Annotated in this window: 11 protein-coding genes; 7 read left to right on the top strand and 4 right to left on the bottom strand. The window is 72.0% G+C overall.

What is annotated here, in order from left to right; all coding sequences use genetic code 11:
* Positions 1–116: 116 nt before the first annotated feature.
* The 4 genes from ACIQGQ_RS21590 to ACIQGQ_RS21605 all read left to right on the top strand — a co-directional run bounded on the left by ACIQGQ_RS21590 (position 117) and on the right by ACIQGQ_RS21605 (position 5055).
* The gene (locus ACIQGQ_RS21590; protein ID WP_402398221.1) at positions 117–3374 is read left to right on the top strand and encodes a nitrate- and nitrite sensing domain-containing protein; all 3258 of its coding nucleotides are present in this window, start codon (positions 117–119) and stop codon (positions 3372–3374) included.
* A 10-nt stretch (positions 3375–3384) separates the two neighbouring features.
* Positions 3385–3798, top strand: coding sequence for a roadblock/LC7 domain-containing protein (locus tag ACIQGQ_RS21595; RefSeq protein ID WP_376688985.1), 414 nt, complete (start codon positions 3385–3387; stop codon positions 3796–3798).
* 89 nt (positions 3799–3887) lie between these two features.
* Positions 3888–4493, top strand: a complete 606-nt coding sequence (locus ACIQGQ_RS21600) for a DUF742 domain-containing protein (RefSeq protein ID WP_402398223.1) — start codon at positions 3888–3890, stop codon at positions 4491–4493.
* Positions 4474–5055, top strand: coding sequence for an ATP/GTP-binding protein (locus tag ACIQGQ_RS21605; RefSeq protein ID WP_014048542.1), 582 nt, complete (start codon positions 4474–4476; stop codon positions 5053–5055). Before ACIQGQ_RS21600 ends, ACIQGQ_RS21605 begins: the two co-directional genes overlap by 20 nt.
* Positions 5056–5130: 75 nt before the next feature.
* Here the strand turns inward: ACIQGQ_RS21605 and ACIQGQ_RS21610 are convergent, their stop codons facing one another.
* The 3 genes from ACIQGQ_RS21610 to ACIQGQ_RS21620 all read right to left on the bottom strand — a co-directional run bounded on the left by ACIQGQ_RS21610 (position 5131) and on the right by ACIQGQ_RS21620 (position 11117).
* Positions 5131–5337 (bottom strand): acyl-CoA carboxylase subunit epsilon, encoded by a 207-nt coding sequence (locus tag ACIQGQ_RS21610; RefSeq protein ID WP_385211819.1) that lies wholly within the window; start codon positions 5335–5337, stop codon positions 5131–5133.
* A gap of 57 nt (positions 5338–5394) precedes the next feature.
* Positions 5395–6978 (bottom strand): acyl-CoA carboxylase subunit beta, encoded by a 1584-nt coding sequence (locus tag ACIQGQ_RS21615; RefSeq protein WP_402398226.1) that lies wholly within the window; start codon positions 6976–6978, stop codon positions 5395–5397.
* A gap of 254 nt (positions 6979–7232) precedes the next feature.
* The gene (locus tag ACIQGQ_RS21620) at positions 7233–11117 is read right to left on the bottom strand and encodes an endo-alpha-N-acetylgalactosaminidase family protein (RefSeq protein WP_402398228.1); all 3885 of its coding nucleotides are present in this window, start codon (positions 11115–11117) and stop codon (positions 7233–7235) included.
* A 227-nt stretch (positions 11118–11344) separates the two neighbouring features.
* Between ACIQGQ_RS21620 and ACIQGQ_RS21625 the strand changes: the two genes are divergently transcribed.
* Both ACIQGQ_RS21625 and ACIQGQ_RS21630 read left to right on the top strand, forming a co-directional pair.
* Positions 11345–12145 (top strand): MerR family transcriptional regulator, encoded by an 801-nt coding sequence (locus tag ACIQGQ_RS21625; RefSeq protein ID WP_402398230.1) that lies wholly within the window; start codon positions 11345–11347, stop codon positions 12143–12145.
* A complete protein-coding gene (locus tag ACIQGQ_RS21630; protein WP_402398232.1) occupies positions 12142–13356 on the top strand; it encodes a glycosyltransferase in 1215 nt (404 codons plus the stop codon). The genes ACIQGQ_RS21625 and ACIQGQ_RS21630 overlap by 4 nt, the downstream gene beginning before the upstream one ends.
* 74 nt (positions 13357–13430) lie before the next feature.
* On the opposite strand, the gene ACIQGQ_RS21635 is transcribed toward ACIQGQ_RS21630, so the two are convergent.
* Positions 13431–14303 carry an MBL fold metallo-hydrolase gene (locus tag ACIQGQ_RS21635; protein WP_402398234.1) on the bottom strand — a complete coding sequence of 291 codons (873 nt, stop codon included), beginning with the start codon at positions 14301–14303 and terminating at the stop codon, positions 13431–13433.
* Positions 14304–14586: 283 nt separating this feature from the next.
* On the opposite strand from ACIQGQ_RS21635, the gene ACIQGQ_RS21640 reads away from it, so the two are divergent.
* Positions 14587–16104 carry an alpha/beta fold hydrolase gene (locus ACIQGQ_RS21640; RefSeq protein WP_402398236.1) on the top strand — a complete coding sequence of 506 codons (1518 nt, stop codon included), beginning with the start codon at positions 14587–14589 and terminating at the stop codon, positions 16102–16104.
* Positions 16105–16247: the final 143 nt, after the last annotated feature.

Genomic DNA, 16247 nt, shown 5'->3' on the forward strand with positions numbered 1-16247 from the left:
CGACTGTTTGGAACGCGACCCGTCCCCATGCTGGAATTCGACGAACTTCCAAGTAGTACGGCCCTGAACGAAACACGGCACAGCGTAGGTGCCGACGCCGAGAGGTTGTTGGTCGAGTGAGGCGAAGCAACGCGGGCTCCACGGCGCAGCGGGAGCGGGGCAATTTCACCCCTCCGTCGCGCGCCGCGGCGTCGTCCGTCGATGCGTCGGACGCCGAACCGCCCCCGGGCGGTTCCACGAGGCTGTCCCCGCGCAACTGGCGGGTGCCCACCCGGCTGAACGCCATCCTCCTGATCCCCGTCCTGGTCGGCCTGGTCATGGGCGGTTTCCAGGTGAAGGGGTCGATCGACACCTGGCACGAGGCCGAGAACGCGGAGAAGACCGCGCTGGTCGTGCGTGCCGCCGCCGAGTACGGCCAGGCCCTGCTCAACGAGCGCGACCTCTCCGCCCAGCCGCTGCTGTCGAACAAGCGGGACGCCGCCGTCATCACCGAGGTCCGGACCACGACGGACAACGCGGCGGGCAAGTTCAACGAAGCCGTCAAGGACATGCCGAGGACGAAGGGCCTGGAGCGGCGCCTGAGGCTCTTCCGGCTGGAGGAGCCCACCCTCCCCGAACTGCGCAAGGCCGCCTTCGCCGAGGCCCTGGACCCGGTGAAGACCGAAGAGGGCTACGTCAAGGTCCAGCACTCGCTGATGGAGTTCAGCAACGAGCTGGGGCTGGGCACCGGCAACATCACCAGCTACGGCCGTTCGGTCTACGCGCTGGAGCTGGCCAAGGCCGCAGAATCGCTTCAGCGCTCCATCGGCATGCATCTGCTGGTCCGCCCGAGCCAGCAGCGCGCCACGTTCGACGCCCAGGTCAAGGCGTTCGGTTCGTACAACTACCTGGAGAAGGTGGCCCTCGGCGAGTTCACCTCCGGCGCCACGGAGGAGGACGCGGCCCGGCTGAAGCAGGTGCTGTCCGCCAAGGCCGAAGAGGGCGACGCGAAGCTGAAGAAGGCCAAGGAGCAGGCCGCGGCCACGGGGGTGCCGTTCGTGGCACCGCCCAGCATCGACGGTTCGGTCTTCGACGGCATGGCCGAACAGATCTCCCAGGGCAGGTCGACCACGAAGCTGGCCGCGAAGGGGATCACCCCGGAGAGCTGGATGGCCGCCGCCACCGCCAAGTTCGACGGGTACACCACGGTCGAGAACGAACTCGTCGACAAGGCGGTGAAGGAGGCCGCGGACATCTCCTCCCGCGCCCGGACCGACGCCTTCGTCAACGCCGGCGTGGTGATCGTCGCCCTGCTGGCCGCCTTCGTGCTGGCCGGTCTCATGGCCCGCCAGATGAGCCGTTCGATGCGCCGGCTGCGTACGGCCGCGTTCGGCATCGCCGAGCAGCGGCTGCCGATGCTGGTCGACCAGCTCTCCCGGACCGAGCCGGGCCGGGTCGACACCCGGGTCCAGCCGATCCCGATCCACAGCCGGGACGAGATCGGCGAGGTCGCCCGCGCCTTCGACCAGGTGCACCGCGAGGCCGTCCGGCTCGCCGCCGAGCAGGCCATGCTCCGGGGCAACGTCAACGCGATCTTCACCAACCTGTCGCGCCGCAACCAGTCGCTGATCGAGGGTCAGCTGACCCTCATCACCGACCTGGAGAACAACGAGGCCGACCCGGACCAGCTGGCCTCGCTCTTCAAGCTCGACCACCTCGCCACCCGCATGCGCCGCAACGGCGAGAACCTCCTCGTCCTCGCGGGCGAGGAGCCCGGCAGCCGCTGGAACCAGCCGGTGCCGCTGGTCGACGTGGTCCGCGCGGCCTCCTCCGAGGTGGAGTCCTACGACCGCATCGAGCTGTCCGGTATATCCGAGACCGAGATCCACGGCCAGGCGGTCACCGACCTGGTGCACCTGCTGGCCGAGCTGCTGGAGAACGCCACCACGTTCTCCTCGCCGCAGACCAAGGTGCGGGTCACCGCGACCCGGCTGCCCGACGGCCGCATGATGATCGAGATCCACGACAAGGGCATCGGTCTCACCCCCGAGGACTTCGCCGACATCAACCACCGGCTGGCCAACCCGCCGACCGTGGACGCCTCGGTGTCGCAGCGGATGGGCCTGTTCGTGGTCGGCCGCCTCGCCGACCGGCACGGCATCCGGGTCCAGCTGCGCCCCTCGGGCGAGCAGGCCGGGACCACCTCGCTGGTCATGCTGCCGGAGGCGATCACCCACGGCGGCGGGGGCGAACCGGAGGCCGGGGGCGGCGACTTCACCGTCTCCTCGATCATCCCGGAGCAGCAGGGCCTCGAACAGCAGCCGCAGGCGCACCAGCGCACCGCGGCGGAGCTGGGCTTCGACGACTCCCGCTACGAGCAGGCCCCGGCGGGCACGACGCTGGACCCGGTGGGCCGTTCGCTGATCCGCGAGGAGCGCCGGGCGGCGCTGGGGGCGCAGGTCTCCGGCGAGCACGAGCGGTTCGCCCAGCAGCAGCCGTACGCCGGGGACCAGCAGCCCTACGCCGTGCAGGACCAGCAGCCGTACACCGCCGAGGGCGCGCAGCCGTACGCCGGGGACCCGTACGCCGGGGCCGGATACGACGGCCGCACGCAGCAGCCCGAGCAGTACGGCCAGGAGCAGTACGGCCAGGAGCAGTACGGGCACGAGCAGCAGCAGTACGGACAGACCCCGTACGGGAGCGACTACGCCGCGTACGGCACCGGTCAGGCCGCCGTCCCCGCGGAGTCGGGCCGGCCGGCCGCGGAGCTTCCGGGCACCGGGTACGACGGGCCGTTCGTTTCCGGTCCCCAGCAGGGCGAATGGCTGGATCAGGGCGGCTACCAGGGCGGGTACGAGCCATCGGCACCGGCGGAAGCGGAACCATCCGTCCCGTCTGCCCCCGCCGAGCCGCAGGAACGCGTAGGCTTCGACCGTTCGGGGCCCACGCCCAACTCCGGCCACGAGCTCACCGAAGCCGGTCTGCCGCGCCGGGGTGGCCAGCAGCACTGGCAGCCCACCGGCCGGGGCAACCGCCGGCCCGCCGCCGCGCAGCAGCCGCCGCAGCAGCAGCAGGAGTTGCCGCAGCAGCCGTCGCCCGCGCAGCAGGACGGAAACGGCTCCGACGACTGGCACTCGGCCAACGACGAGCGCTGGGAGCGGGCCGAGCAGCTCCGGGAGCCGAAGGCGGGCGGGATCACCCCGTCCGGTCTTCCCCGGCGGGTGCCCAAGGCCAATCTGGTCGAGGGCACGGCGGAGCAGACCGTGCAGGACGGCCCTCAGGTTTCCCGCGCCCCCGAGGACATCCGCGGCAGGTTGAGCAACCTGCGGCGGGGCGTGCTCCGGGGACGCAGCGCGGGTTCGGACGACAGTAATACCTACGACCAGGAGCGTTAGTGTGAGCCCGATGAGCCAGGCGGCGCAGAATCTGAACTGGTTGATCACCAACTTCGTGGACAACACCCCCGGGGTGTCGCACACGGTGGTGGTCTCCGCCGACGGACTCCTGCTGGCCATGTCCGAAGGATTCCCCCGCGACCGCGCCGACCAGCTCGCCGCCGTCGCCTCCGGGCTGACCTCGCTGACCGCGGGCGCCTCCCGCATCTTCGAGGGCGGCGCCGTCAGCCAGACGGTGGTGGAGATGGAACGCGGGTTCCTCTTCCTGATGTCCATCTCGGACGGTTCCTCGCTGGCCGTTCTCGCCCACCCGGACGCCGATATCGGTCTGGTCGGGTACGAAATGGCTCTTCTCGTCGACCGTGCGGGCAGTGTCCTCACCCCCGACCTCCGCGCCGAGCTCCAGGGAAGTCTTCTTAACTAATAGACAGACAGTGCGTTTCGCGCCACTGGGCCATAAGGTGCGGTGGCGCGGACCCGCTGGGATCGGGACCGGTAGTCGGAGGAGGAATCGTGGACGCACCCCAGGAAGGGCACCCGTACGGCGGTGGCCGACAGGTACCGGGTGAGCACGGGGACAACCGGTTCGACTTTCCCTCCGCTCCCGGCGGACCGGGTGCCCGGCCTCCTTTCCGGCTCCACCAGCAGGGGCAGCAGGGTGCCCCGGAGGACGCCGGCTGGTCCGTACAGCGTCCGCACCGCTACGACGCGCCCCGGGCGCCCCGCGTCCAGCCGGTGGCGCCGGGGCGGAGTCCCGAGCCCGCCGCGCCGTCGGCGCACAATCCGCTGGTTCGTCCGTACGCCATGACCGGCGGCCGGACCCGCCCGCGCTACCAACTCGCCATTGAGGCGTTGGTCAGTACCACGGCCGATCCGTCCCGGCTGCACGGGCAGTTGCCCGAGCACCAGCGGATCTGCCGGCTGTGCTTCGAGATCAAGTCGGTCGCCGAGATTTCGGCGCTGCTCTCGATACCCCTCGGCGTTGCCCGGATCCTCGTCGCCGACCTGGCCGAGGCCGGACTCGTCGCTATCCATCAGCCCGGCGGCGACGAGTCCGCCGGCGGCCAGCCAGATGTGACACTGCTCGAAAGGGTGCTCAGTGGACTTCGCAAGCTCTAGCGGCGGAGCAGCCCGCTCCACTACCTCGGCGAAGATCGTGGTGGCAGGGGGCTTCGGCGTGGGTAAGACCACGTTCGTCGGTGCCGTCTCGGAGATCAATCCGCTGCGTACCGAAGCCGTGATGACGTCCGCCTCGGCGGGCATCGACGACCTGACGCACACCGGGGACAAGACGACCACCACGGTGGCGATGGACTTCGGCCGTATCACCCTGGACCAGGACCTGATCCTGTACCTCTTCGGTACGCCCGGTCAGGACCGCTTCTGGTTCATGTGGGACGACCTCGTCCGCGGTGCCATCGGCGCCGTCGTCCTCGTCGACACCCGCCGCCTCGCCGACTGCTTCCCCGCCGTCGACTACTTCGAGAACAGCGGGCTCCCCTTCGTCATCGCCCTCAACGGCTTCGACGGACACCAGCCCTACACCCCCGACGAAGTCCGCGAGGCCCTTCAGATCGGCCCGGACACGCCGATCCTGACGACGGACGCCCGCCACCGGGCGGACGCCAAGAGCGCGCTGATCACGCTCGTCGAGCACGCGCTCATGGCCCGGCTCCGGTAAGGACGGAAACCATGCGGAAGGGCCCGCACTCCCTCGGGAGTGCGGGCCCTTCCGTATGCGCTGCGCGCGCTCGGGTCAGTGCTGCCAGGAGTGCGGGGCGCGGAAGCCCGGCGTGCGCTCCAGGCGGCGCCACACGGCGGTGTTGCGGCCCCGGTGGGCGGCGGCGGGCTCGGCGGGGCGGGCGGCGGCGCGGGCGAGCAGGACCGCGGTTATCGCGGCCAGCTCCTCGGGCTCGGCGAGCCCCTTCTCGACTCGCAGCACGGAATCGGCGGCAGTGCTCATGTGGTCTCTCCGTCTTCTCGGCAGGGGCAGCAGGTGGTCGCGCGGGGGTGCGGCGGCCTACTGCGGGGGGTTGCCGTGCTTGCGGGACGGCAGGTCGGCGTGCTTGTTGCGGAGCATGGCGAGCGAGGCGATCAGGACCTCGCGGGTCTCGGCGGGGTCGATGACGTCGTCGACCAGTCCGCGTTCGGCCGCGTAGTACGGATGCATGAGTTCCGCCTTGTACTCCTTGACCATGCGCTTGCGCATGGCTTCCGGGTCCTCCGCCTCGGCGATCTGCCGGCGGAAGATGACGTTGGCGGCGCCCTCGGCGCCCATCACCGCGATCTCGTTGGTGGGCCAGGCGTAGGTGAGGTCGGCACCGATGGACTGGCTGTCCATGACGATGTACGCACCGCCGTACGCCTTGCGAAGGATCAGCGAGATCCTCGGCACCGTGGCGTTGCAGTACGCGTAGAGGAGCTTCGCACCGTGCCGAATGATTCCACCGTGCTCCTGGTCGACGCCGGGCAGGAAGCCGGGTACGTCCAAAAGAGTGATGATGGGGATGTTGAAGGCGTCACACATCTGGACGAAGCGGGCCGCCTTCTCGGAGGCCTCGATGTCCAGGACGCCGGCCAGCGACTGCGGCTGGTTGGCGACGATGCCGACGACCTGGCCGTCGAGGCGGGCCAGGGCGCAGACGATGTTGCGCGCCCAGCGCTCGTGGACCTCCAGGTAGTCGCCGTCGTCGACGAGTTCCTCGATGACCTTGTGCATGTCGTACGGGCGGTTGCCGTCGGCCGGGACCAGGTCCAGCAGGACGTCGCCGCGCCGGTCCGCCGGGTCCTCGGAGGGGACGACCGGCGGGTTCTCGCGGTTGTTCTGCGGGAGCATCGACAGGAGGTAGCGGACCTCGGCGATGCAGGTCTCCTCGTCGTCGTACGCGAAGTGCGCGACGCCGGAGGTCTCCGCGTGGACGTCGGCGCCGCCGAGCCCGTTCTGGGTGATCTCCTCGCCGGTGACCGCCTTGACGACGTCCGGGCCGGTGATGAACATCTGCGAGGTCTCACGGACCATGAACACGAAGTCGGTCAGGGCGGGGCTGTAGGCCGCGCCGCCCGCACAGGGGCCGAGCATCACGCTGATCTGCGGGATGACGCCCGAGGCCTTCGTGTTGCGCTGGAAGATCCCGCCGTACCCGGCGAGCGCGCTGACGCCCTCCTGGATACGGGCGCCGGCGCCGTCGTTCAGCGAGACCAGCGGGGCACCCGCCGCGATGGCCATGTCCATGATCTTGTGGATCTTCGTGGCGTGGGCCTCGCCCAGCGCACCGCCGAAGATCCGGAAGTCGTGCGCGTACACGAAGACCGTCCGGCCCTCGACCGTTCCCCAGCCGGTGACCACACCGTCGGTGTAGGGCTTCTTCGCCTCCAGGCCGAAGCCGGTCGCCCGGTGCCGGCGCAGCTGCTCGACCTCCTTGAACGAACCCTCGTCCAGGAGCAGCGCGATGCGCTCGCGCGCGGTCAGCTTGCCCTTGGCGTGCTGCGCCTCGGTCGCCCGGTCACTCGGTCCGCGCCGGGCCTGCTCACGCAGTGCCAGCAGTTCGGCCACACGGCCACGGGTGTCGCTCGGCTCGCCCGGGGTTTCGTCCACAACGGTCATGTACCGACCCTACGAACCCCGGCAAGTAAATCCTGCCGTCGACTCCGTACAGTCTCCTGCCCCGATTCCTGGCGAGGGTCCACATAGCCCGGCCGACGTGCAGGCGAAGTACCAGCCAGTACGGGTCCTTCTTTGTGCGGGTCCGACAAAGCGCTGTGGTGGTGGGGTGGCGTCTTCCGTCAGCCCCGGGGTGTGCTCCGGTTGGGGGGTCCGCACCTTCGGGCCGTGGTGCGGGCCCCCTCCCGCCCGGTCGCTCAGCGGGCGCAGTGGAAGCGGGCGTCGCCCCAGTCCGCGTGGTCGTTCCCGTTGCCGTCGCCGCCGTCGCCGACGACCAGGTCGACGTAGCCGGCCCCGGTGACGTCGGCCTCCAGTGTCCAGGCGCTGTCGGCCGCCCTGAGCACCGGCGACTTCACCTTCTCGGCGCCGTCGGCCAGGACGGAGAACTGTACGCTCCCGGCGCTCTTCTGTACGTCGTCCACCCCCACCCGGGCGGTGAAGGAGGTGCAGTTCCCGCCGAGGTAGTAGCGGACCTTCGCCGGGGCGTGGGTGCCCAGCCCCTTGGCGTAGACGGTGCCACCGATGGTGAGCGGGGTGCCGTCACCGGCGCCGGTCTCGCCGTTGGAGAGGTCCCGCTCGACCGGGCCCCAGCCGTTCTCGGCCGCCGTCCAATCCAGGTCGCTGGCCCAGCTGTCGGTGGTGGGCGGCGGGGGCAGGGTGCGTACGGAGGTCTGCGCGCCGAGCGTGCGCCGGGCGCCGTCGACCGCGTACCCGGCCGAGGCGGCCAGCTCGTACGTCCGGTACTCGGCGTCCGCGGGCGGGGTGACCCGCCAGGTGCCGGTGGCCCTGGCACCGGCCGCGACCGAGTCGAAGGAGACCGGGCCGGCCGGTTCGGCCGTCCAGCCCTCGGGGACGGTCAGGGCGAGCTCGACGCCGGTGGCGGCGGTCGCCTCGTGGTTGGTGAAGGACGCCTTGACGGTGTTGGCCCGGCCCGGTTCGAGGGTCTCGGCGCCGGGGTCGACGGTGAGGGTGCCGCAGGCGGCCCGCTCGGAGTCGGGGGCCGGGCCGAGGTCGGTCACGGTGAAGGAGTCGAGGACGAAGTCGGCGCCGTCGGGGGCGTCGCCGCGCTTGCGCAGCCCGGTCCAGGTGTCGCCGCAGCCCGCGGTGACGGTCTCGGTGAAGCGGCCGGTGGTGCGCTGCTGCCCGATCGGGGTGGTCCGGGTCTCGACGGAGTCGGGCTTGCCGTCCGCGGTGATCCGGTCGTAGCCGTCGACCCACTCGTAGGCCCCGGCGTGGCTGGACTGGTAGTCGTAGGCGATCTCGTATCGGTGCCCGTCGGCCATGGGCACGGTCCACGGGGCGGTGCGGTAGACGAGCCCGGCGTTCTCCTCGTGGGACTTGAGGGACTCCTTGCCGCCGATCACGTCGTCGACCAGCTTCCCGTTCCAGCCGGCCTGGGTGTACGGGGCGTGCAGCTGGGAGATGACGGTGCGGGGGTCGGTGGAGCCGCCCGCGTCGCCCTTGAGGAAGGGGCCCCAGCCCTGGTCGACGTCCTCGAAGTCCTCGTGGACGACGGTGCCCGGCGCGGTCTTCGGGGCGTTGGCGACGATCCGTACGTCGTCGGCCCGCACGGTCGCCGTGCTGCCGCCGGCCGCCTCGATGCGCAGGGTGGCGCGCCCGTCGGCGGGGGCGGTGAAGTTGACCTTGGCGCGCTGGAACCAGCTGCCGTGCCAGTCGGACGCGGCGACCTGGTCCTTCACGGTGGAGCGGTCCACGGCGACGGACTTCCCGCCGATCGAGAGCGTGGTGTGCCGGGTCTTCCCGGGCTGTACCTCGATGAGCGCGGAGGCGGTGTAGCGCTTGCCGGGGACGAGCCCGCCGACGCGCTGCGCGAGGGCGGCGGGGGCGCTGCCGGTGAGGGCGGCGCTGTTGCGGCCCCTGCTGTCGGTGTCGCGGCCGGCGGTGCCGGTCTTCGTCCAGGCGGTCAGCGCCTTGTCGTTGAAGCCGGGGTCGGCGACCGGGGTGCCCTCGCCCCACTTCGGGTCGGCGGCCTTCGGCGCCTGCCGGGGGTAGAGGACGTAGGGCTGTCCGGCCTTCGCGGTCAGGGTGACCTTGCCGTCGACGGGCTTGACGGTGCCGGTCCGCACCCGGCCGTTGTCGGTGAGCTCGTAGACGGTGTACGTGCCGTTCGACGGGACGGACCAGGTGGTGGTCCCGCCGGACTTGTTGTAGTGGTACAGCTTCTTCCCGCCGTCCCAGGGCAGCAGGTAGCCGGTGCCGCTGAGGACCTTGCGGCCGTGGTCGTAGAAGGTCCGCTTCCCGTCCTCGACGGTGCCGCGGACGCCGCCGGTGAGGGTGACGTCGTTGCCGTCCCAGCGGGTGATGCGCTGCTGCTGGAGGTACTTGGCGGGCAGGTTGCGCTGCCAGATGTTGTCGTAGAAGGCGTTCCAGTCGGTCTCGCCGGTCCAGCCCTCGAACTCGGAGATGGCGGTCTGGCCGAGGACCGGGTCGTTGTTCCAGGTGTCCCGCTCGCCGTTGCGGATGAAGCGGATGATCTTGGAGTTGAGACCCTTGTTGGTGGCGCCGCCGTAGTCGAGGTCGTTGGCCCAGTGCGACCAGAGGGTGCCGCGTTCGAACTTGTCGGACCACTCGCTGCCGACGTTCCAGCCCTGCTTCTGGACGGCCCTGAGCGTCTTGTCGGCGATCCAGCCGTGCGTGTAGTAGACGTCGATGTAGAGGAAGTCCAGGTTGCGGTCGGTCTCGTCGCGCAGTTGCTGGAAGCGCCTGGCGAGGTCGCCGCTGTTGATGTCGCGGCGCTGGTCGATGTAGTAGCTCTGGCCGAGCCAGTTCCAGCCGGGCTTGGTCTTGTCGACGAGCTTCTCGTCGAACTCCCTGGCCTCGGGGTACGCCTCGGTGGCGTTGACGTGGACGCCGAAGGTGGCGCCCCACTTCTTGCCGTCCTTGAGCAGCGTGTTGAGGTCCTTGAGTCCGCCGGCGCGCTTGTTGTAGTCGCCGCCGTAGTCGGGGTGGGCGGAGTCGTGGCCCTCGGAGGCGTACCCCTTGAGGACGGCGAGCTGGCCGAGGCCGTCGGTGGCGAGGGAGACCCGCTTGACGTCGTCGAGGGTGCGCAGGAAGGGGTGGGTGGCCTGGCTGGCGAAGTTGAACGGGATGTGGGTGACGACCCGGTCGGGGGTCTCGGAGCTGCCGGGCGCCTTCACGCCGATGGTACGGAAGGCGACGGCCCCGTCCTGCCAGTCCACGGTCTTGTCGCCGTTGGCGTCGGGGGTGACGACGACCTTGGCCCAGGGGAGGTCGTCGCCGCTCTCCGGCTCGGACGCGCCGTCGCCCCGGTAGGTCCACTGGCCGGACCAGACGCCGACCCGGACGCCGCCGTCGTCGGCGGTGCGGGCCTGGTGCCAGAACCGGGCGTCGTCGCCGCCGGTGGCGCCGGAGGGCTTGTCGTAGGAGGAGTTGGACTCGACGGCGGCGGCGAGCGTGGAGGTGTTGACGAGGGCGTACGTGGCGCCGGCCGGGGCCTTGTCGGCCGGGGTGGCCGCGGTGACCTTGCCGAAGACGTCGGCGGTCCGCGTCGAGTCGTTGTCGAGGGTGGTGAAGGCGGTCGCGGCGCCGGGGTCGGTGGAGCCGACGGAGACCAGGTCGTGGCCGGGTATGTCGATGGTGGAGACGCGGAACGCCCCGGTGTCGCGGACGGCCGTGACCTTGAAGGTGGTGGCGCGTCCGGCGACCGAGAGCGAGGCGTCGATCTCGACCCCGGGCAGTCCGGTGAAGGTCAGGGTGTAGCGGGCGGCCGAGGCGGTGATCCGGGGGGCGCCCTTCAGCTTCACCGGGTACGCGGTGCCGTTGAGGGTCACGGAGGTGACCGGGCGCGTGCTGCCGAACAGCTGCCCGCCGCCGGCCCGGTCGGTGTACGCGAGGACCCGGGGGAAGTCCTCGGCCACGCTGACCGCGAGCTGCGCGGACCGGATGACGGGGGCGTCGGCGGGCACGGACGGCGCGGTCGCGGCGGACCGCGCGGACGCGGGGACGGCGGCCGAGGCGGGGAGCGCCGCCCCCGCCAGGGCCAGGACGACGGCTGTGGCGGCGGCTGCGGCACCCGCCGAAGTGAATCTTGGAGACGACATGTGCACTGCGTAGTCCCCACTCCGGGACACCGTCAACGACCTGCGACGACTCCGGACGCGGCAGTCCAACAACCGCGTTGCGTAAGTCCAAGTGGGTTCCGTCCCACGGCTCCTGACGGTGCGACGCACGACTGCGGGCACCGACGGCGCCTCTCCCTGCCCGGAGCGCGGGTTGACCCTCCCCCTACGTCAGGCTTGAGGCTGGGTTCCGACGAAGGGGCGGGTGGATGGGGTACTCCGTGGGACAGGTCTCGGCCTTCGCCGGGGTGACGGTGCGGACGCTGCACCACTACGACAAGGCGGGACTGCTCTCGCCCAGTGACCGCAGCCGCGCCGGATACCGGCTCTACGGTGAGGCCGACCTGGTCCGTCTCCAGCAGATCCTCTTCTACCGGGAACTCGGCTTCCCCCTCGACGAGATCGCCGCGATCCTCAAGGATCCGCAGGTGAACGCCCTGGAGCGGCTCCGGTCCCGGCAGCGGCAACTGGAGGAGGAGATCGCCAGGCTGCAACGGCTGGCCGAGGTGGCGGAACGGGCGATAGAGGTCCAGCGGACCGGGGTGTCCCTGACCCCTCAGGAACGTTTCGAGGTCTTCGGCGAGGTCGCCTTCGACCTGAGTTACGCCACCGACGCCGAGCTGAAGTGGGCGGGATCGGAGGGACGGCGCGGGGCGATGGAGCGCGCGGCCGCCCACACGAAGGAGGACTGGCGCCGGCTCATGGAGGAGGCCGCCGACTGGCGCGCGGAGCTGCTCGCGGCCTTCGACGACGGGGAGCCGGGCGACGGCGGGCGGGCCATGGACCTCGCCGAGGAGCACCGCCTGCACATCGCGCGCTGGTTCACCGCCTGCCCGACCGACATGCATGTGCGGATCGCGGACGACTTCGTCGCCGATCCGCGCGCGTTCGCCCTGGTCGTACCGCCGTCGCAGCAGCGCCCGGGGCTGGCCTCCTACCTGTGCCGGGCGGTCCACGCCAACGCGGCCCGCCATGCGGGTGGCGGCCCCGAATCCGAGGAGGACCCATGAGAATCCTGATCGCCACGGCCGGATCGCACGGCGACGTCGCGCCCTACACGGGCCTGGGCGCCGCACTGCGCCGGGCCGGGCACGACGTCGCCCTCGCCGCCACGGACACCTTCGCGCCCCTCGTGCGCGACGCGGGGCTGGAGTTCCGCCGGCTGCCCGCCGACGCACGGATGCGTGGCGGCGGCACCGGCAGCCGTGAACTGATGCGCACCGCCGCCGCGTTCATCACCGAACTGGGCCAGGGCTTCGCCGACGCGGTGGACGACGGCACGGACCTGCTCCTGCTGTCGGCCACCACGGCCCCGCTCGGCTGGCACCTCGCCGAGGCCATGGGCGTCCCGGACCTCGGTGTGTACCTCCAGCCCACCGCGCCGACCGGCGACTTCCCCCCGCTCGTGCCGGGCGCCCGCCCGCTGGGACGCCCCGGCAACCGGGCGGCCGGGCGGTTCGCCCTGCGGATGGCCGACCGCGTCCACGGGAAGGCGGTCGCGGAGCTGCGCCACCGCCTCGGGCTGCCCCCGGCATCCGCCGCCGGGACGCGTCGACGGCGGGAACGGGGCAACTGGCCCGTCCTGCACGGCTTCAGCCCCACCCTGGTGCCCCGGCCCTCCGACTGGCGCCCCGGCCTGGAGGTCGTCGGCAACTGGTGGCCCCACCACGACCCGGCCGCACGGCTCCCCGCCGAGGTCGAGGACTTCCTGTCCGCCGGGCCCCGGCCCGTCCTCATCGGCTTCGGGAGCATGGCGTCCGGCGACGGGGAACGGCTGAGCGGGATCGCCGTGCGGGCCCTGCGCCGCGCCGGGCTGCGGGGAATCCTCCAGGCCGGCAGCGCCGGGCTCGCCGCCGACGGGGACGACGTGCTCACCGTCGGGCACGTGCCGCACGCGCTGCTGTTCCCGCGGCTGGCCGCGGTGGTCCACCACGGCGGGGCCGGCACCTCGGCCGCCGCGCTGCGCGCCGGGGTGCCCGCGGTCACCGTGCCGGTCACCGCGGACCAGCCGTTCTGGGCGGGCCGGCTCGCCGCCCTCGGTGCCGCCACCGACCCGATCCCCTTCCGGTCCCTCACCGCCGAACGCCTCGCCGACTCACTCGGCCGGGCCGTGGACCGGCGGACACACGGCCGGGCCGCCGAGGAGGCGGCGAAACGGCTGGCGGCCGAGGACGGAGCGGGCCGGACGCTCAGGGCCGTCGAGCGGCTGACCGGTGGATGACGCCGGTCGGGTACGGAGCGAGCCGGGCCGTCACGGGCCGTGGGGCGGGGCGGCCCGCTCACGGCCTCGGCACGTCACCAGCGGACGGCCGTGAAGTCGACCGGCTCGGGCCGCAGCAGCGCCGCGCGTCCGGTGAGGGCGAGCAGCCGCCGGGACATCTCGTCGGCGTCCAGCCGCTTGCGGTCGCCGTGGCCGGGCAGCACCCATTCGAAGGTCAGCTTCCCCGCCGTCCGGGCCAGGGAGGCGGCCTGCTCCTCGATGGAGTACCAGGTCACCGGGGCCACGACCTCCAGGTCCCGGGTGGTGCGCGACCAGTGGAAGCTGTCGCCGCTGAAGCAGTACCGGTCGTCGGCGAGGTAGAGCACGCTGCCCTCCGTGTGGCCGGGCAGCGGATGGACGGTGACGCCTTCGGCGACCTCCACCGGGTCGAGCCCCCGGATCACCTGGTCCGCGTCCGGCGCGGCGTCCAGGTCGCCCTCGTGGATCCAGAGCCGGGCCCCGTAGTGGTCGGCGTAGCGCCGCCCGTGCGCGGCATGGTCGCGGTGGGTCAGCAGTACGTCGGTGACGGGCCCGGCGACCGCCGCGTACCGGTCCGCGAGGCCGGGGCTCCAGCGCGGGGTGTCGATCATCATCGACGTACCGGAGGGCCGCCGGAGCAGGTACGCGTTGGCCCCCGCGGTGTGCGTGGAGTTGTGGCCGCAGATCAGCACGCCGTCGTCGAGCGCCATCGGGAACGGGTCGAGCACCGGGTCCAGCTTCCGGGAGCCGGGCCGGATCGAGCGGGTGTGGCAGGCGAACGCGGCCGCGTGTAAGCGCCGCGCCTCCTCCTCGTTCTCCGGCTGGCGCACCACCTTCGACCGCAGGTCCTCCTCCACGAACAGTTCGGGCGCGAACTGTCGGGCGACGTCGCAGTTGGTGCAGCGCTCGTCCACGTACCAGTCATCCACGGCGGTGCTCCTCGCATGTCCACGTACTCGGGTCCACGTGCCGAGGCCCGGCCGGGCCTCCGGTTCCAGGCATAGCCGACGCCCGCCCGCGAGTGGAAGGGCGCGTCCGGGTCGGGCGCGTCGTTTCCCCGGGTCCTTCCCGGGGCGTGTCCGGGGAGACCCCGAGGTGGCTTCCCGGGGGCGTCCCGGGGCTGTCCCCCATTCCGGTCCCGCGCGGTTGTGGCGGCCGGTCGGCCGCTGCCACCGTCGGCCGGGACACCCCGAGCACTGGAAGGCACATCGCATGCGGTTACGGCTGCTTCTCACCGCGCTCACCGGAGCGCTCACGGTCACCCTGGTCGCCGGAACGCCCATGGCACCGGTGGCACGGGCCTCGGCACCACCCCCTCGGACACCGGCCCCCGCGCCGGTGGACGGCATCCGCTGGACGCCCTGTCCCCAGGACGCTTCGGCGGAGTGCGGCACCCTCCGCCTTCCCGTCGACCGCTCGCGCCCCTCGGGCGAGACCTTCGATCTCGCGCTGGCGCGCCGCCGGGCGGCCGACCCGGAGCGCCGGATCGGGGTACTGCTGGTCAACCCGGGCGGGCCCGGCGCCTCGGGCGTCGAATTCGCCGTGAAGGACGTCCCGTCGTACTTCGGTCCGGAGGTCCGGGCGAGGTTCGACATCATCGGCTTCGACCCGCGCGGGGTGGGCCGGAGCCAACCCGTCGTCTGTTCGGCCGAGTTGGCGACCCGAAGCCCGTCCGCCTATCCCCGCGACCGGGCCGGGTTCGACCGGCTCGCCGCGCACAACCGCGCGCTGCTGGACGACTGCCGACGGCGCAGCGGCCCGATCACCGACCACGCCGACACCCTGAACGTCGTCCACGACATGGACGCGGTCCGCGCGGCCCTCGGCGAGCGGCGGATCAGCTACTTCGGCCACTCCTACGGCACGCTGATCGGCGAGCAGTACGCGGAGGAGTACGGCGACCGGCTGCGGGCCATGGCCCTCACCGCCAACCTCGACCACAGCCTCGGCCTGCGCGACTTCATGGTCTCCTCGGCGAAGGCGGCGGAGGACTCGTTCCACACGTTCGTCCGGTGGTGCGAATCCACCGCCTCCTGCGCCCTGTACGGCCGCGACGTCACCGCCGTCTGGGACGCGCTCCTGGACAGGGCGGACCGGGGCCTGATCGCCGACCCGGCGGACCCCGGCGGCCGCCCCCTGAACGCGCACGCCATCACCCTCACCGCGTTCAGCGACTTCTACGGCCCGAACTGGGCCCGACTCGCCTCCTACATAGCCGGGTTGGCCGCACAGAAGACACCCCCGACGAACCCCGCACCGACCACCCCGACCGCCCCTCAGGGCACCCGGGCCGAGCCGTTCCACGCGGTGTTCTGCCAGGACTGGCGCTTCCGGCCGAAGAGCTACGAGGAGTTCACCCGCCTCACCGAGGCCGAGCTGCGGGCCGCCCCGCACATGCGCGGCGCGCCCCGCACGCACGACGCCGTCGCGGGATGCGTGGGCCGCCCGGACCGGGTGAACAACCCGCAGCACCGGCTGCGCGTCACGGAGGCACCCAGGATTCTCCTGCTGCACTCGCGCCACGACCCGGCGAACCACTTCACCTGGGCGACCGCCGTGCACCGCCAGACGCCCGCCACGACCGTCCTCCTGCCGTACGAGGGCGCCGGACACAGCGTCTACGGCCGCAACGCCTGCACCCGCGGCGCCGTCGACGACTACCTCACCCGGCTGCGGCTGCCGGCCCCCGGAAGCAGCTGCCCACCCGCCGCACCCACGGGCAACGGATAACGGATAGCGGACAGTCGATACCCGGAGAGGCGAGAAGGGCGGCTCCGGCAGCGGGAACATTTCAGCGGGCCGCCCCGTTCACCCTGGGCCGTCCACGTCGCCACCCCGGGGAGCATCGTGTCCGAAGCCGTAGCCACCACCTC

Source organism: Streptomyces sp. NPDC092952 (genome assembly GCF_044754785.1).
GTDB lineage: Bacteria > Actinomycetota > Actinomycetes > Streptomycetales > Streptomycetaceae > Streptomyces.